Source organism: Brevundimonas sp. GW821-FHT09G01 (genome assembly GCF_059416065.1).
In genome coordinates this window covers 1-16,038 of the sequence record NZ_JBWKOL010000008.1, presented here as the reverse complement: position 1 = coordinate 16,038, position 16,038 = coordinate 1, and the positions used below count along the sequence as shown (strand labels likewise).

Genomic DNA, 16,038 nt, shown 5'->3' with positions numbered 1-16,038 from the left:
GCATGTAGCCCTTCGCAGGCGCGAAGCAATCGCTTTTCAGGCGGGACGGCGACGGTTAAGCCCGAGAACGATGTCCTCTCGCATACGCACAGCTTATGACCGTCGTTTGGCCGATGGGCGGCTGACGCCCGATCCGTCGCAGGTGACGGTGGTCGAGGCGCTGGGGCGGCTGGAGGCCGACCTTGAGAAACGGGGCCTGTTCGGCGCCCGGCCGGAGGTGCGCGGCGTCTATCTTTGGGGCCCGCCGGGACGCGGCAAATCCATCCTGATGGACCTGTTCTTCGCCAGCGCGCCGGAAGAGCGGAAGGTCCGCGCCCATTTCCATGCCTTCATGGCCCGCATCCACGACCTGATCGGCCAGTGGCGCAAGGGCGACAAGAAGGCTCGCCAGGCGGTGTTCGGGACGCACAAGGGCGACGACCCCATCGAGCCGGTGGCCGACCTGATCGCCTCGGAAGCCCGGCTGCTGTGCTTCGATGAGTTGCAGGTCACCGACATCGCCGACGCCATGATCCTGGGCCGGCTGTTCGAAGCCCTGTTCGAGAAGAAGGTGGTGCTGGCCGTCACCTCCAACCGTGCGCCGGACCAGCTCTATCTGAACGGAATCAACCGCCAGCTCTTCCTGCCCTTCATCGACATGATCGAGGCGAAGTGCGAGGTCGTCTCGGTTCAGGGCGCCCGGGACTGGCGGCTGGACCGGCTGAGGGGCGACCGCATGTGGTTCGCGCCGAACGACGCCGACGCCCGCGCCGGTTTCGAAGCCCTGTGGTCCGACCTCAAGGGCGACCAGCACGAATGTCCGACGCATCTGACCGTTCTGGGCCGTGACGTGGTCATCGAGCGGACCGACGGCGGCATGGCGCGCGCGACGTTCGAGGAGCTGTGCGGTCGTCCGCTGGGACCGAAGGACTATCTGGCCGTCGCCGGACGTTTCCACACCGTCTTCATCGAGGCCGTCCCGGTCCTGGGCCCCGCCAATCATCACGAGGCGCGCCGCTTCGTGACCCTGATCGACGCCCTGTATGAGGCGAAGACGCGTTTGGTGGCGCTGGCCGCCGCTCCGCCCGAGGCGCTTTACACCGAGGGCGTCGGCGCCTTCGAGTTCGAGCGGACGGTCTCGCGCCTGAATGAAATGGCCTCGGCGGACTGGCTTGAGCACGAAAGAGCGGCTTAGGGTGTGGCCACAATTTCGCTTCGCCGGTCGGACCTGATCGCGAACCCACGGAGATCGCCATGCGCCGCCTGACCCCCTTCGCCGCCGCTCTCGGCCTGACGCTCGCCATCGCCCTGCCGGCCGCCGCCCAGACTCCGCCCCCGGCGGCGGCGGCGCCCGAGCGCGGCGTGGTTCCGGCCGAGGTGAAGGCTTGGCTGACCAGCCTGGGCGGCACGGTCGCAGACCCCGCGCCGGTCGACGGCGGCTTCCTGCTGCGCGTGTCCGACGAACCGCTGCCGTGGAGCCTCAGCCTGTTCGGCTGCCAGACCCGCTGCGACGACATCCAGTACAACGCCGTCTTCACCGGCCCGATCACCGAGGCCCAGGTCACCGCCTGGAATCGTGACAACCGCTATCTGAAGGCGGTCTGGGTCGCCCCCGCCACGGCGGGCGCCGACGCCACCATCCTGGCCCAGTACGATGTCCTGCTGCTCGCCGACGGAAACACCCAGCTGCAGGAGCCGACCTACATCTGGCTCCAACTCCTGACCCAGTTCGCCCGCACCCTGTTCCAGAGCGTCGCTCCGGCGGCTCCCGCGGCGCCTTCGCCGGGCCAGTGATCCCGGGATTGTGAGAGCGGGCTCGGTCATGATCGATGACGCTCCGTCCCCCGCCTGCGGCACACGTCCCGGCGACCCGGGCTGAGTCGCGATCAAACCGAACGGAAGGGGCCGCGAACTATTGTCGCGGCCCTTTTTCATCGGGACGCGCTCGAACAATCCGGCTCCGGACAAAGCGGGGAGCGCGGACTCGCATACCGCGAACGGCCCGCGCCGAACGCCCTTTCTCACGCATTCATCTGTCTGTCAGGTGCTCAACACTACCTTGGGGCGTTAAGGATGAACGTGGTCCCGGCGCCTCGAAAGCCGCGTGAAGAATCAAGGCTCTGGACGGCCACGACCTAACGGACTTAGCTGTCTCCGGGAGGGGTCGCGGAATGCCGGAAAGGTTGACGAAACGGCAGGAAGAATGCCTGCGCCTGTCGGCGACCATGACCGACAAGGAGATCGCGCGCGCGCTCGGCATCTCTGAAAACACCGTCGACAAACACTTCCGCGAAATCCTCCGGAAATTCGGGGTCAACACGCGAAAAGCCGCCTTGCGCCTACTGGCGTCTGACGCGTCATACGCGACGGACGCCATACCGCCCGGCCCTTTTTCAACGCCAGATCGCGGGGTCGATGCGGACCGGGTCGCCGGTTCCCTCGCCTCCACTGTTCCGGCCGACCGCAGCCTCTACGGAGTCTACAGCCGACTGGGACGGTGGCGGACGCCAGGCTCTCTGCGCGTCCGGACCTTCGCCATCTTCGGATGGGCCATGGTCGGGCTGATCCTGCTGACCATCCTTACGGGGCTGGTCGGTCTGGTCTTCGGGGGAACGGATCCTTTCGCACCGACAGGTGGCAATCCCTGACCCTGAAGGATCTCATGAACATCGCTCAGAAGCCCGACCAGTACGCCAGCGCCGTCGCGCTGGATCTGCGGGAAGCCGAACACATGATCGACGCGGCCGGCGCCCGGCTGGCCGACATGATCTCCCACGCCCTGTCCGGCCGCATGAGCGCCGGCCTGGCCGCCGGCGCCGGTCACCGGGCGTTCAGCGCCGCCGCCAAGGCGCTGCACACCCTGACCGAAGCCCGCGGCGAGCTGGTCGAGGCCCATGGCCACGCCCTGCGCGACGCGCGCCGCATGGGGCTGAACCACACCCTGCTGATCCCGGGCGAGACCAAGCCCCAGGACGGCGAGGTGCTGACGCCCAATCCGAAACCGACCGGCCGTCTGGCCACGGTCTGACGATCAGCCCCGCGTGACCACAATCGTGATCATCGCCATCACCCTCGCGGGTGTGCTGGCCCTGTTCCGCTTCGGCGGATGGGAAGAGCGCGCCGTCGGCGTGATGGTTCTGGCCCTGCTGATCCTCATTCGCGTCGTGGAGCCGATCCAGATCGGCACCCTGCGCGCCGGAGTGGCGGGACTGGAGATCGCCTTCCTGTTCGCGATCCTGTGGCTGACCTATGTCCGTGATCGCTGGTGGCTGACCGCCCTGGCCGGCTTCCAGCTGATCTCGGTCCTGACCCACGTCGTACCCGTGCTGGCCGCCGGCCGGCACTTCGCATGGACCGCCATCACCATCCGCCTGGAGGTGTGGCTACTGATCTGTATCACTTTCTTCGTCGGCGCCTGGGAAGCCTGGGCCGCTCGACGCTTTGCCCGGGAGGGCGGGTTTCATGACCAAGACAAACATCGATCAAGCCTGGTCGATCTGGACGCAATCCAGCGGCCCTGACACCAGCGACGAGGTCCGGCGCGCCCGCGCCGAGGCCCAGATCCTCGACCAGAAACCGGAGACGCCCAAGCACGCGGCGATGATCCTGGAAGTGCTCCAGGACAATCTGCGCGCCGGCAGCCGGACGGACGACCGGGACCTGGGCGCCCTGGCCCGGCTGACCGCCTTCATGCGGCGCCTGGACCAGGACCCGCGCGTCGCCGGCTGAGGTTCAGTCCGTAAGGTCGGCCGGCAGGATCTGGCTGGACAGCAGGGTCTCCATGCCCCGCCAGTGATCCGGTCCCTGCCGCTCGACCCAGGCCTGAACCACGTCGCGGCCCAGGCCGTAGTTGATGATGTAGCTGCGGTAGGTGTCGATGAAGCGCAGCCGCTGGGTCGCCTTGGCGCGGTCGGCGAGACTGTATTTCATCAGCCGCTCGATGCTCTCGTCGCGGCTGACGCGTCCGGCCAGATAGTCGTCGGCGATGGTGTATTCGGCGCGGGCCAGGCGGCGGGTCAACGCGCCCAGCCGGGCCTTCTTCTCCGCCGTCGCCGGGTCCAGGCCGGCCAGGGGGAACAGCACCTCGCGCTCGAAACGGGTTCCCTCGCTGCCGGGGAAGGCCAGGTCGATGCCGTAGTTGGCGCTGCCCTCGGCGACGAAGGACATGGGGCTGAACAGCGGATAGACGCTCATCTCCACCCAGCCGCGGTCGCGCACGAAGGTCTGTTCCAGCAGGGCGTTATAGACGTGATGGCCGGGATAGCCCTCGTGGCAGCCCAGATCGATGGCGCGTTCGGTGTAGATCGGGAAGTCGGCGTTGATCTCGATCTTGGACTGCGAATTGCCTTGGTAATAATTATATCCGGACCACGGCTTGTCGCCGACGAAGGCCAGGGTGAAGTTCTCGTTCGCGGGCAGGCGGATGTGACGGGCGGTTCGCGCGCGGCACTCGGCGATGGCGGCGTCCATGACGGCCTGCAGCCGATCCTTCGGAATGACGTAGTGCGATTTGAACTCGGTCACCCGGTCCGACAGGGCCCCCGGACCGGGAAGCAGGGCGTCGATCTCGGCCAGCACCGTGTCATAGTCCGACAGGGGCTTCAGCTCGGGCCGCACGCCGAACAGGGCGAAGGCCTCGTCGGCGAAGCTCATCTTCTCACCCGACAGCATGCGCAGGCGGGCCGAAGCCGCCGAAACGTGGGCCAGCAGATAGGCCTTGCGCTGGTCGGTCATGGCTTCCGCGCCGGTCGTTGAGATGGCGTTCAGACGATCGGTCAGCGTCGCGGCGCCCTGGATCAGCTGCGGCACGGTGCGCGGATTGGCGTGCGCCGCCGCCTGCCACTCGGCCGGGCCGTAGTAGGCGTCGACATAGCCGGGCTCGCGCTCGCCGATCTCCAGGATCAGCGCGACATAGTCGCGGGCCACCGCGTCCAGGGTGTCGCCCCCGGGTCCGGTCGGCGGAGCTGACGGCGCGGTGGCGCAGGCCCCCACGAGACAGAGCAGGGCGAGAATGAGGGCGCGCATCGGAACCTCCCGTCGATGAAGCGGCGGCAGGCTAGACCATTTTTGCTTCAGGGCGACCCGCCCTGAACCCAAAAAATGGTCCAGCATCATCCAGGAGCGAAATCTGAGCTGCACGGGACCGATGTCCCGCACCGCCGATTTCGCCCTAGGCCCGCGGCGCCGTCCGGCCAAGAGCGGTCATGCTTTCGGGATTGAGGGCGGGCCGCTCATCCTGTAGAGGCCTTGCCTCCGGCGTTCTCGCCGCCAGACGCACCCGTAGCTCAGCTGGATAGAGTACTGCCCTCCGAAGGCAGGGGTCAGAGGTTCGAATCCTCTCGGGTGCGCCATTTTCCCTTTCGAACATCTGCTCGCCCCATTCGGCTAGCTCCTCTCTGTCTCGATCAGCCGATCACGGACGTCGAGAGGCGCGGCTTCGGCCCAGGTCAGGAGCTTGTCGAGCACAGGGCAGAGCGACTGGCCCCATTCCGTAAGGTGATACTCGACCTTGGGCGGGACCTGGGGATGGACGATCCGGGCCACCACTCCGTCAAGTTCGAGCTGTCGCAGTTGCTGGATCAGCATCTTCTGCGACACGCCCGGTATCGCCCGTTCCAGCTCCGAGAACCGGCGGACGTTCGACCCGAAGAGCTGGAACAGGATCACCAGCTTCCATCGCCCCTCCAGAATCCGGATGACGTTCTGCGCGCTCGAGGCCGCCGTCCACGGCGTGTAGTCGATGCGCTCACCTTCAGGTGAGTACCTTACTTTTTCGTCCGTACTTGCCATCCTCGCAGCTTATTTCCAGTTTGGGTCTCAGGCAACCACCTGAACCGGAGAGCCACATGGCCACCGCCCTTCCCAAGCCCATAGCCGACTATGTCGCGGCTAATGCCCGCCTCGATCCTGAGGGAATGTTGCGGCCATTCGCCCCCGACTGCGTCGTGCAAGACGACGGCGGAGAGCACCGAGGCCATGCCGAACTCCGGACCTGGATCCAGAACGCGACCATCGCCGCCCGGGCGATCTTCACCCCTGAAACGCATCGCGAGGAGAATGGCCAGGTGGTCGTCGACGGCGTGACCAGCGGCGACTTCAAGGGCAGTCCGCTACGGTTCACCCTGCGCTTTACGCTTAAGGGCGACGTCATCCGCGCCCTGGAGATCGGATGACCATGCCCCGTCCGGATCCCACCGAGTTTGAAGGCCGACGCATCCTCGTCACCGCCGGCACCAAGGGCGCCGGCCGGGCGACCGTGCAGCGCTTCCTGGCCGGCGGCGCCCGCGTGATCACCGCCGCCCGCGCCACGCCGGACAGCCTCGACGGAGTCGAGTTCATCCAGGCCGATCTGGCGGCGCCTGACGGTTGCGAGACCCTGGCCGACGCGGCCATGAGCCGGCTGGGCGGCGTCGATGTCCTGGTTCACGTCGTGGGCGGGTCGTCATCGCCGGCAGGCGGCTTTTCGGCCCTGACCGACGACCACTGGCGGGCAGAGTTCGATATCAACCTGATGCCGGCGGTTCGCCTTGATCGCCTGCTGGTCCCGCAGATGATCGCGCGCGGCTCCGGAGCCGTCATCCACGTCTCATCGATCCAGGGGCGGCTGCCGCTGCCTGACTCCACCACAGCCTACGCCGCGGCCAAGGCGGCGCTGACAACCTACAGCAAGGCGCTGTCCAAGGAGGTTGGCCCGAAAGGCGTGCGGGTCAATGTCGTCTCCCCCGGCTGGATCATGACCGAGGCGTCGGGGCGACTGCTCGAACGGATCGCCGAGGGTACGGGCGGCACGATCGAGGACGCCCGACAGAGCGTGCTCGCGGGCCTGGGTGGCATCCCGCTGGGTCGCCCCGCCGAGCCCGAAGAGATCGCCGAGCTGATCGCCTTCCTCGCCTCGGACCGGGCGTCGTCCATCCACGGTGGCGACTACGTCATCGACGGAGGGACCATACCGACGGTTTGACGTCGTGGACGCCCCATCGATCCGACAGAAGTCAGGCTTGCGACGCCGCTCGCCGCCCAAGGGCACAGCTGATCTTCCATTGGAACGGGCCCGGAGCGGGCGGTCATGACGGCATCCAGTCCTGCGATACGGCGCAACCTATATCGCGACAACTATTCGCTTGACAACAAACCCGCCCTCGTCGATACGTTCATTTATCGCGATAAAAGTTGTCGCGGGACCTTCTTCCCCGCGCGGTCAGCGCCGCTCACACCATCGACAGGAGACCACCATGATCACGTTCCGCAACATCCTCCTCGCCGCCGTCGGCGCCGCCAGCATCGGCGGAGCCGCCCAGGCCCAGTCCGTTCAACACATCCCCGTGGATCAAAGCGTCCGCAACGTCGTGCTGGTGCACGGCGCCTTCGCCGACGGCTCCGGCTGGCGCGGGGTCTATGATGACCTCACCGCCCGAGGCTACCGAGTGACGATCGTCCAGAACCCGTTGACCTCGCTGGCCGATGACGTGGCGGCGACGCGGCGCGCCATCGCCCGCCAGGAGGGCGGCGTCATCCTGGTCGGCCATTCCTGGGGCGGCGTGGTGATCACCGAGGCGGGCGTGGACGACAAGGTGAAGGGTCTGGTCTATGTCTCGGCCCTGACCCCGGACGTGGGCGAGACGGCCGGCGACCAGTACGAAGGCTTTGGCATCCCCTCGACCTTCGTGATCGACACCCAGGCCGACGGCTTCGGCTTCATCAACCCCGAGCGCTTCCAGGAGGGCTTCGCCGCTGACGTGAATGACGCGGACGCCGCCTTCATGCGCGACTCTCAGGTGCCGATCGCAATGTCGGTCTTTGGAACGCCGGTGACCCAAGCCGCTTGGAGAACACGTCCGAGCTGGTTCATCGTCGCCACGGAGGACGCGGCAATCGCCCCGGCCATGCTTCGCCAGCAGGCGCGCAAGATCGGCGCCGAAGTGCGTGAGATCGAGGCCAGCCACGTTCCGATGGTGTCCCGGCCGCACGAGGTCGCCGACGTGATCGATCAGGCGGCGCGGAGCACTGGCCGCAATCAGTAAACCGAGGGCACGGGCGGAGCGCCAGGCTCCGCCCGTTTCAGACTCCGCCTTGCTGCGACCAACTGAACCTTGATCAGTTGCGGTAATCGGGGTCAGTGTGGCGCCAGACCAGACCGCGCAAAGCGGCGGCCCCGACCAGGAAACGCTCCATGACCGACACCACCACACGCCCGTGGCCCGCCCTGCCCCTGGCCCATGCGACCGCCGCCCTGACCGCGCCGGGCTCGCCGTTCGAGGTCGTCGACGCCGTGATCGAGGGGCGGCCTTACAAGATCTGGAAGAACGCGCCGCCGACGCTGCTGCACAGCTTCATGGCCGGACGCCAGTGGGGCGGGCGAACCTTCATCGTCTACGGCGACGAACGGGTGTCGTACGAGGCCTTCGCACGCGCCACCCTGGCGCTGGCCGCGGACCTGAAGGCGCGCGGGCTGAAGAAGGGCGACCGGGTCGCCATCGCCATGCGCAACCTGCCGGAATGGCCCGTGGCCTTCTTCGCCGCCGCCCTGTGCGGCGCCGTCGCCACGCCGCTGAACGCCTGGTGGACCGGGGCGGAGCTGGCCTATGGACTGGCGGACTCGGGCAGCACGGTCGCCATCGTCGACATCGAGCGGCTGGAACGGATCGCGCCCCACCTGCCGGAGCTGACGGCCCTGGCCGACGTGCTGGTCTGCCGCGGAACCGAGGCGGTCGGCGATCCGCGCGTGCGCCGGCTGGAGGCCGTCATCGGCGCCCCGGCGACCTGGGCGGACCTGCCCGCGGGCGAGATGCCCGGCGTGCCGCTGGACCCCGAGGATCCGGCGGCGATCTTCTACACCTCCGGCACCACCGGCTTCCCCAAGGGGGCGCTGGGCACCCATCGGAACGCCGGCTGCGGCGCGGTGGCGGGGCTGTATTCCTATGTCCGCAGCTTCGTGCGCCGGGGCGAGGCGCCGCCGACGCCGGACCCGGCGGCCCCGGCCAAGGTCGGGCTGGTGTCTATCCCCTTCTTCCACACGACCGGCTGCAACGCCCTGCTGCTGCCCGCGCTGGTGACGGGGCAGACGCTGGTCTGCCAGCGCCGGTTCGACGCCGCCGAGGCGCTGATGCTGATCGAGCGGGAGAAGATCAACCTGATCGGCGGGGTGCCGACGGTGGCGATCCAGCTGCTGCAGCATCCGGACCGGGACAAGTACGATCTGTCCTCGCTGGAGACCGTGACCTACGGCGGGGCGGCGGCGCCCACGGACCTGGTGCGCCAGATCGCCGATCGGACCAGCGCCTCGCCGGGATCGGGCTGGGGCATGACCGAGACCTCGGCCACCCACACCCATCATTTCGGCGAGGACTACGTCAACCGCCCCGACAGCTGCGGCCCGGCCATGCCGGTCAGCGCGATCAAGGTGGTCGGTCCGGACGGCGCCGATCTGCCGGCGGGCGAGGTCGGCGAGCTGCTGGCCTATGGGCCCAATGTGGTCAAGGGCTACTGGAACCGGCCGGAGGAGACCGCCGCGACCTTCGTCGACGGCTGGGTGCGCACCGGCGACCTGGCGCGGATCGATGAGGAGGGCTTCTGCTTCATCGTCGATCGCAAGAAAGACATCATCATCCGCGGCGGCGAGAACATCTACTGCCAGGAGGTCGAGGCGGTGCTGTTCGACCACCCGGCGGTGGCCGAGGCCGCGCTGATCGCCCGGCCGCATCCGGTGCTGGGCGAGGAGCCGGTGGCCGTGGTCTCGCTGGCGCCCGGCCAGACGGTGGACGCGGCGACGCTGAAGGCGCTGACGGCGGCGCGGCTGGCGGCGTTCAAGACGCCGGTGGAGATCTTCGTGATCGACGGCCCCCTGCCCCGCAACGCGGCGGGCAAGGTGGTCAAGGCCGAGCTGAAGGCGCGGTTCGGATAGTAAATTTCCCTCCCCTCATGGGGAGGGTGGACCGCGAAGCGGGACGGGTGGGGAACGGCGGCGAACCGAAATTCCCCACCCTGTCGTCGCTTCGCGCCGACATCCCTCCCCACTCCGGGGGAGGGAGAAAACTGGCCTCACGCCGCCGCCGTGAACGCGCCCAGCACGCTGCGGAGCCCCGCCAGCAGGATATCGGACTCGGCCCCGGCCTTGCAGCCGCCCGTGTGGATCAGGCGCAGGGCCTTCACATGCACCTCGACCGCCGGCCAGTTCCACGGCGCGGGCGCGCGCATGCGGTCGCTGAGGTCGCACAGGCTGTAGCCGGCGCTGTACAGCGGACCGGTGTCGAAGAAACCGGCCAGGTCGACCAGGGCGGCGGCCAGCACGTAGACCCGTTCCCGGCCCTCCGGCGCGGCGGCCGCGCACAGATCCTCCAGCTGGCCGATCAGGCGGCCGAGGTCGGCCATGATGTCGGCCTTGTGGCTCTGCAGGCCGGCCTCGGCCAGGCGCTGGGCGTCGGCGATGGTGCGACCGCCCGGCCGTTCCAGCTGCTTCGCCAGCGAGCTCTTGATCTTCGTCGTGCGCACTTGGGTCACAGGGCCACCCGCATGGGTTTCATCAGCATGTCGATATCGGACTGATCCATGTTCGCCTCGGCCGGTTCGCCCACGTGGGTGGACAGGTCGCCGGCGCGGCGGCCGGGCTCGCCGAGCGGCGGGCCGAAATTGCGCACCCGGCGGTCGGGGCCGACGTAGGTCTCGCACTCCACGAACTCGCGCTCGTCGCCGCCCAGCCACAGGATTCGGCGCAGCAGCACCGTCGGGGTCAGGGGCTTGGCGACCACGAAGCTGGCGCCGCAGTCGCGGCTCTTCTGGATGCTGGACTGGGCCGCGTGGCCGGTCAGCATGATCACCGGCGTGTGGCGGGTCGGCGCGGGGGTCTCGCGGCGCAGCCAGCGGGTGAAGTCATAGCCGTCCATCTCGGGCATCGAGCAGTCGACCAGGATCAGGTCGACGGCGCGGCGCTTGACGATCTCGGCCGCCTCGGCCGCGCTCTCGCACTTGATCTGCTCCTTCACGCCGAAGCCGTGGAAGATCGAGCTGAGCATATCCAGCGACTTGGGATTGTCGTCGATCAGCAGGACCGTCGAGTGCTCGAGGTTGACCCGGGTGTTGGCGGCGGACTGGGAGGAAGCGGCGGACATGGGATCAGTCGAACAGCAGGACATCGCCCGAGGCGGGCGGCGGGTGGGCGACAGCGGGCGACGCGGGCGTCTCGCCCTTCAGTCGGCCGGCCACATCGGCCAGCAGGACGGTGGAGACGGCGTCGGCCGAGGTCTGGCCATCGGACAGGCCGTGCAGGACGCCCGCCACGGCGTCGAGGCGCTGGATCAGCACGTCCAGCGCCTGGGCGTCGGTCAGGGCCTCGGCCCGGTCCTCGGCGGGAAGGCGGCGCACCAGGTCGGAAACGAGCGTGGACATGCGGTCCACGCCCGCGCGGACGTCGCCGATCTCGGCGGCCAGGGCGGCCAGCAGGGCGGGCGCGTCCGCGGGCATCAGAACAGCTCCAGTTCGCCGCCGGCGACCACCGGCGGAAGAATGGGCGCCGGACGCGTCGGAACGGTGGCGGCGTCGGTCACGCCGCGCTGCAGGGCGCGGCCGCTGACGGGCCAATAGTGCAGCCGGCGTCCGCCGGCGCCGCGCAGGCTGCCGCCGATGACGCGGATGCCTTCGTCGCGCAGGAAGCGTTCGGCGAAGTCGGCGTTGGCCATGCCCACATCGCGCAGGCTGTCGAACATGCGGCCGCCGCCGAACAGCTTGGCCTCCAGCCGCTCGCGGCGAGCGCCCGCCTTGATCAGCTCGTTGATCAGCAGCTCCATCGCATAGGCGCCGTAGCGGCGGCCCGCGTCGGTCCCGGCGCCCGCGCCGTCCGGCAGCAGGAAGTGGTTCATGCCGCCGACACCGGCCACCGGATCGGTCAGGCAGGCGGCGACGCAGGAGCCCAGCACCGTGGTCAGCATGACCGACGGATCGGCCGTCACATGGTGCTCGCCCTGGCCGACGTGGATGCGGATCTCGCCGCGGTCCGAAGACTGGGCGGGGGTCATGTCAGGGGTCCGAACACGCCTTCCAGCTTCTCTTTCAGCTGGGCGACGGTGAAGGGTTTGACCAGGTAGTTGTTGACGCCGAACTGGACCGCGCGCTGGACCAGTTCGCGGTCGGCGCGGCCGGTCAGCATGATGAAGGCCGTGGTCTGGATCGGCGGGTGGGCGCGGATGGCGCGCAGCAGGCCCAGGCCGTCCAGGTTCGGCATGTTGAAGTCCGAGATCACCAGATGGACGGGCTTGGTCACGACCTCCCGCAGGGCGATCTCGCCGTCCGCGGCCTCACGGATTTCGCGCACGCCGAGCTGCTGCAGGCTGTTGCGGACCAGCGAACGCATCGTCAGCTGGTCATCAACCACAAGGACATTCAGGGCGGCGGCGGAGGGCATGCGGAATCCTTCAGGCGGCAGGCGTTACGGCGCGGGGGGACGCGGCGCAGAGGTCGAGAATGGCGGGACGGAGGCGGTGGAGCGGGAGCTGGCGCTCGACGGCGCCGATCTCTTGGGCGGCGCGCGGCATGCCGTAGACGACCGAGGAATTCTCGTCCTGGCCCAGCGTCCGGGCTCCGGCGGCGCGCATGGCCAGCAGGCCCTGGGCCCCGTCCTTGCCCATGCCGGTGAGGATGACGCCGGTCATGGGACGGCCCAGGCGGGCGACCGAGTGGAACAGGACATCGACCGACGGACGGTGGCCGTTGACGGTCTCGCTGCGCACCAGGCGGCAACGCGGGGAGGCGCCGGAGACTTCCAGATGAGCCTCGCCGCCGGGAGCGATGTAGACGTGGCCGGGTTTCACCGGCGCGCCGTCCTCGGCCTCGGAGACGGTCGGGGCGCAGACCTTGTCCAGGCGGGCGGCGAAGCTCTTGGTGAAGGTCGCCGGCATGTGCTGGGTGATGACCGTGGCCGGGCAGTCGGCGGGGAAGCCCTGCAGGATGGTCAGCAGGGCCTCGACGCCGCCGGTCGAGGCGCCGATGGCCAGGACATGGTTCGGATCCGGACGATAGTCGGTGTCGACCGGCGGCGGCGCCGCGGGCGCGTCGCCCCGAGCGCGGACGCGCGAGCGGCCGGCGGTCTTCACCTTGGTCGCCAGCTCGGCGAAGGCGGTGGCGGCGGGGGTGCCGTCCATGGGTTTCCCGATCGCGTCGACGGCGCCCATCTCCAGCGCCGCGACGGTCGTCTCGGCCCCGGCCTGGGTCAGGGTCGAAACCATGACCACCGGCATCGGCCGCAGGCGCATGATCTTCTCGAGGAACTCCAGCCCATTCATGTTGGGCATCTCGACGTCGAGGGTGATGACGTCCGGGTTCAGCCGCTTGATCGCCTCGCGGGCCTCGAGCGGATCGGCGGCCGAGCCGACGACCTCGATCTCGGGATCGCGGCGCAGGGCGGCCGTCAGCAGCCCCCGCATGGTGGGGCTGTCGTCTACGACCAGGACGGTGACCGGACGGCTCATGCGGCGGTCCCGAGCTGGTAGGTGGTCAGGCCGCTGGTCTGCAGGCGGGACATCGCCGCGCCGGCGACCCGTTCGGAGTGGCCGATGTAGAGGGTGGCGCCCGGGTTCATCAGCGGGGTGAACCGGTTCCAGACCTTCTCCTGCGTGGCGTCGTCGAAATAGATGACCACGTTGCGGCAGAAGATGACGTCGAACTTGCCCTTCATCGGCCAGTCGCCGATCAGGTTCAGCTCCTTGAACGACACCAGACGCTTCAGCTGGGCCCCGGCGGTCCAGTTTCCGCGGTCGGCGCGGTCGAAATATTTGCGCCACAGGGTGACGGGCGCGGGCTCCAGCGCCTCTTCCGAATAGGTGCCGTCGTGGCCCTGGGCGACCATGTTGGAGTCGATGTCGGTGGCCAGGATCTTCACGTCCAGCTCGGCCGCCTCGGGCAGGGTCTGCAGGACGGTCAGGGCCATCGAATAGGGCTCCTGCCCGTTCGAACAGGCGGCCGACCACAGCCGGACCCGGCCGCCGGCGCGGGCGCGCTCGGCCAGGCGGGGCATCACCTTGTCCCGGAGATGATCGAAATGGTGCGGCTCGCGGTAGAAGCGGGTGACGTTGGTGGTCAGGGCCGCGGTCATCAGCTGGCGCTCGTCCACCCCGTCCACGCCGTCGATCAGGGCGCAATACTCACGGAAGCTGCGCAGGCCGAGCACGCGCAGGCGCTTGGCCAGGCGCGAATAGACCAGCGCGGCCTTGCCCTCGCCCAGCGCGATGCCGGCGTAGGAATGCAGGGTGTGGGCGATGTGGCGGAAGTCTTCCGGCGTGAGGACGAACTCGCCCTCCACCATCGACGACGCCCCGGCGGCGGACGTCATGCGGCTTCGGCTTCCGTTTCCGGCAGGATCATGTCCAGCTCGATCAGGCTGATCATCCGGCCTTCCAGGGCGAAGATGCCCTTCACGAAGGTGCGCACGTCGTCGCTGGCCACGTCGGGGGTCGGCTGCACGGCGCCGTCGGTCAGCTGGATGATGTCCGAGACGGCGTCGACCAGCAGGCCCACGGTGCGGCCGCCGATGTGGGCCACCATGATGACGTGGCGCGCGGTCGGGTCCGAGGTGCTGAGGCCGAAGCGGGCGCCCAGATCGACGATCGGCAGCACGGCCCCGCGCAGGTTGATGACGCCCTTCATATAGCCGGGGGACCTGGGCAGCGGGGTGGCGGGGGTCCAGCCGCGGATCTCGCGCACCGACATGATGTCGACGCAGAATTCCTGCTCGCCGATACGGAAGGCGATCAGTTCACGGACAGCGGCGTTGGTTTGCACTTCGGTCATGGATCAGCTCGCGAGCTTGAGTTCGGGACCCGCCGCGCGGCGACGGGCGTTGGCGACGATGGCGTCCACATCGAGGATCAGGGCGACGCGGCCGTCGCCGAGAATGGTGGCGGCGGCGACCCCGGGGACCTGCTGGTAGTTGGTCTCCAGGCTCTTGATGACGACCTGTCGCTGGCCCTGGATGGCGTCGACCATCAGGGCGGCGCGGGCGCCGGATTCGGTTTCGACGACCAGGGCCACGCCCTGACCGGGCGGGACCGGCGTGTCCCGGAAGCCCATGACCTGGGCCACGTCGACCAGCGGCACGAAGCTGTCGCGGAAGCGGATGACCGCGTCGCGGCCGCCGACGTAATGCACGTCCTCGGCGCGGGGGGTCAGGCTCTCGACGATATTGGTCAGCGGGGCGACCAGGGTCTGTTCGGCGGCGCCGACGACCATGCCGTCCAGCACGGCCAGCGTCAGCGGCAGGCTGAGGGTGAAGGTCGAGCCCTTGCCCGGGATCGAGCTGATGGAGATTCGGCCGCCCAGCGCCTGGATGGAGCGCTTGACCACATCCATGCCCACGCCGCGGCCCGAGACGTCCGTGATCGTCTCGGCGGTCGAGAAGCCGGGCAGGAAGATCAGGTTGTCGACCTCCTCGTCGGTCAGGACGGCGTCCTCGGCGATCAGGCCGCGGCTGACGGCGATGCCCCTGACGCGTTCGCGGTTGATGCCGCGGCCGTCGTCGCTGATCTCGATGACGATGCGGCCCGAGCGGTGCAGGGCGGCCAGGTGGACCACGCCCTCGGGGCTCTTGCCGGCGGCCTCGCGGTCCGCGGGCGTCTCCAGCCCGTGATCGATGGCGTTGCGCAGCATGTGGGTGATCGGCTCGGCCAGGCGTTCGACCACGGTCTTGTCGACCTCGGTGTCCTCGCCGGCGGTGACCAGCTTAACCCGCTTGCCGGTCATGTCGGCGACTTCGCGGACCAGGCGCGGCATGCGCTGGAACACCGATTTCACCGGCTGGGCCCGGATAGCCATGACGCTGTCCTGGATCTCGCGGGTCAGCAGCTCCAGGTCTTCCAGACCCATGAGCACGCCCGAGGAGCGCGTGAGGCCGCTTTCGGCGACGCGCTGGGCCAGCATGGCCTGCTGGATGACCAGTTCGCCGACGACGTTGATCAGGCGGTCGACGCGGTCCAGGTCGACGCGGATGGTGACGGGGGCCACCGCCGGCGGAGCGGACGGCGCGTTGGCGGCGGCGGGCGCGGCGACCGGCGGGGCGGCCGGAGCGGCGGCTAGGGG

Annotated in this window: 21 protein-coding genes and 1 tRNA gene; 11 read left to right on the top strand and 11 right to left on the bottom strand. The window is 68.9% G+C overall.

What is annotated here, in order from left to right; all coding sequences use genetic code 11:
- Window positions 1–70: 70 nt before the first annotated feature.
- The 6 genes from zapE to AC07NB_RS14535 all read left to right on the top strand — a co-directional run bounded on the left by zapE (window position 71) and on the right by AC07NB_RS14535 (window position 3,708).
- On the top strand, window positions 71–1,174 hold the full coding sequence (gene zapE, locus AC07NB_RS14560) for a cell division protein ZapE (protein WP_494570575.1): 1,104 nt from the start codon (window positions 71–73) through the stop codon (window positions 1,172–1,174).
- 59 nt (window positions 1,175–1,233) lie between these two features.
- A complete protein-coding gene (locus AC07NB_RS14555) occupies window positions 1,234–1,773 on the top strand; it encodes a type III secretion system chaperone family protein (protein WP_494570574.1) in 540 nt (179 codons plus the stop codon).
- 377 nt (window positions 1,774–2,150) lie between these two features.
- On the top strand, window positions 2,151–2,627 hold the full coding sequence (locus AC07NB_RS14550; protein WP_291834901.1) for a helix-turn-helix domain-containing protein: 477 nt from the start codon (window positions 2,151–2,153) through the stop codon (window positions 2,625–2,627).
- Between the two features lie 14 nt (window positions 2,628–2,641).
- The gene (locus AC07NB_RS14545; RefSeq protein WP_291834904.1) at window positions 2,642–3,007 is read left to right on the top strand and encodes a hypothetical protein; all 366 of its coding nucleotides are present in this window, start codon (window positions 2,642–2,644) and stop codon (window positions 3,005–3,007) included.
- A gap of 13 nt (window positions 3,008–3,020) precedes the next feature.
- Window positions 3,021–3,500 carry a hypothetical protein gene (locus AC07NB_RS14540; RefSeq protein WP_291834907.1) on the top strand — a complete coding sequence of 160 codons (480 nt, stop codon included), beginning with the start codon at window positions 3,021–3,023 and terminating at the stop codon, window positions 3,498–3,500.
- A complete protein-coding gene (locus AC07NB_RS14535; RefSeq protein WP_291834910.1) occupies window positions 3,442–3,708 on the top strand; it encodes a hypothetical protein in 267 nt (88 codons plus the stop codon). The genes AC07NB_RS14540 and AC07NB_RS14535 overlap by 59 nt, the downstream gene beginning before the upstream one ends.
- Window positions 3,709–3,711: 3 nt before the next feature.
- On the opposite strand, the gene AC07NB_RS14530 is transcribed toward AC07NB_RS14535, so the two are convergent.
- Window positions 3,712–5,004, bottom strand: a complete 1,293-nt coding sequence (locus AC07NB_RS14530; protein WP_494570573.1) for a hypothetical protein — start codon at window positions 5,002–5,004, stop codon at window positions 3,712–3,714.
- 249 nt (window positions 5,005–5,253) lie between these two features.
- Here AC07NB_RS14530 and AC07NB_RS14525 point away from each other — a divergent pair.
- Window positions 5,254–5,330: transfer RNA gene (locus AC07NB_RS14525), tRNA-Arg, on the top strand.
- Window positions 5,331–5,364: 34 nt separating this feature from the next.
- Here AC07NB_RS14525 and AC07NB_RS14520 read toward each other — a convergent pair.
- On the bottom strand, window positions 5,365–5,769 hold the full coding sequence (locus tag AC07NB_RS14520; protein WP_291836822.1) for a winged helix-turn-helix transcriptional regulator: 405 nt from the start codon (window positions 5,767–5,769) through the stop codon (window positions 5,365–5,367).
- A 56-nt stretch (window positions 5,770–5,825) separates the two neighbouring features.
- Between AC07NB_RS14520 and AC07NB_RS14515 the strand changes: the two genes are divergently transcribed.
- The 4 genes from AC07NB_RS14515 to AC07NB_RS14500 all read left to right on the top strand — a co-directional run bounded on the left by AC07NB_RS14515 (window position 5,826) and on the right by AC07NB_RS14500 (window position 9,880).
- On the top strand, window positions 5,826–6,152 hold the full coding sequence (locus AC07NB_RS14515) for a nuclear transport factor 2 family protein (RefSeq protein ID WP_494570572.1): 327 nt from the start codon (window positions 5,826–5,828) through the stop codon (window positions 6,150–6,152).
- Window positions 6,149–6,940 carry an SDR family oxidoreductase gene (locus AC07NB_RS14510; protein WP_494570571.1) on the top strand — a complete coding sequence of 264 codons (792 nt, stop codon included), beginning with the start codon at window positions 6,149–6,151 and terminating at the stop codon, window positions 6,938–6,940. The genes AC07NB_RS14515 and AC07NB_RS14510 overlap by 4 nt, the downstream gene beginning before the upstream one ends.
- Before the next feature lie 271 nt (window positions 6,941–7,211).
- Window positions 7,212–8,000, top strand: a complete 789-nt coding sequence (locus AC07NB_RS14505) for an alpha/beta fold hydrolase (RefSeq protein ID WP_291836816.1) — start codon at window positions 7,212–7,214, stop codon at window positions 7,998–8,000.
- Window positions 8,001–8,149: 149 nt separating this feature from the next.
- The gene (locus tag AC07NB_RS14500; RefSeq protein ID WP_494570570.1) at window positions 8,150–9,880 is read left to right on the top strand and encodes a class I adenylate-forming enzyme family protein; all 1,731 of its coding nucleotides are present in this window, start codon (window positions 8,150–8,152) and stop codon (window positions 9,878–9,880) included.
- Window positions 9,881–10,017: 137 nt separating this feature from the next.
- Here the strand turns inward: AC07NB_RS14500 and AC07NB_RS14495 are convergent, their stop codons facing one another.
- The 9 genes from AC07NB_RS14495 to AC07NB_RS14455 all read right to left on the bottom strand — a co-directional run.
- Entirely contained in the window at window positions 10,018–10,476 is a 459-nt protein-coding gene (locus AC07NB_RS14495; protein ID WP_492312007.1) for a chemotaxis protein CheE, read from the bottom strand.
- Window positions 10,473–11,084, bottom strand: coding sequence for a response regulator (locus tag AC07NB_RS14490; RefSeq protein WP_291836810.1), 612 nt, complete (start codon window positions 11,082–11,084; stop codon window positions 10,473–10,475). The genes AC07NB_RS14495 and AC07NB_RS14490 overlap by 4 nt, the downstream gene beginning before the upstream one ends.
- 4 nt (window positions 11,085–11,088) lie before the next feature.
- A complete protein-coding gene (locus AC07NB_RS14485) occupies window positions 11,089–11,436 on the bottom strand; it encodes a DUF8776 family protein (RefSeq protein ID WP_494570569.1) in 348 nt (115 codons plus the stop codon).
- Window positions 11,436–11,987 (bottom strand): chemotaxis protein CheD, encoded by a 552-nt coding sequence (locus AC07NB_RS14480; protein ID WP_291836805.1) that lies wholly within the window; start codon window positions 11,985–11,987, stop codon window positions 11,436–11,438. The genes AC07NB_RS14485 and AC07NB_RS14480 overlap by 1 nt, the downstream gene beginning before the upstream one ends.
- Window positions 11,984–12,373, bottom strand: a complete 390-nt coding sequence (locus AC07NB_RS14475; RefSeq protein WP_291836802.1) for a response regulator — start codon at window positions 12,371–12,373, stop codon at window positions 11,984–11,986. Before AC07NB_RS14475 ends, AC07NB_RS14480 begins: the two co-directional genes overlap by 4 nt.
- A gap of 10 nt (window positions 12,374–12,383) precedes the next feature.
- Window positions 12,384–13,436, bottom strand: coding sequence for a protein-glutamate methylesterase/protein-glutamine glutaminase (locus AC07NB_RS14470; protein ID WP_494570568.1), 1,053 nt, complete (start codon window positions 13,434–13,436; stop codon window positions 12,384–12,386).
- Window positions 13,433–14,296 carry a CheR family methyltransferase gene (locus tag AC07NB_RS14465; protein ID WP_494570567.1) on the bottom strand — a complete coding sequence of 288 codons (864 nt, stop codon included), beginning with the start codon at window positions 14,294–14,296 and terminating at the stop codon, window positions 13,433–13,435. Before AC07NB_RS14465 ends, AC07NB_RS14470 begins: the two co-directional genes overlap by 4 nt.
- Window positions 14,293–14,754 (bottom strand): chemotaxis protein CheW, encoded by a 462-nt coding sequence (locus AC07NB_RS14460; protein ID WP_291836793.1) that lies wholly within the window; start codon window positions 14,752–14,754, stop codon window positions 14,293–14,295. Before AC07NB_RS14460 ends, AC07NB_RS14465 begins: the two co-directional genes overlap by 4 nt.
- Before the next feature lie 3 nt (window positions 14,755–14,757).
- Window positions 14,758–16,038: chemotaxis protein CheA (locus AC07NB_RS14455; protein WP_494572587.1), on the bottom strand; the 1,281-nt coding region annotated here is incomplete at its 5' end.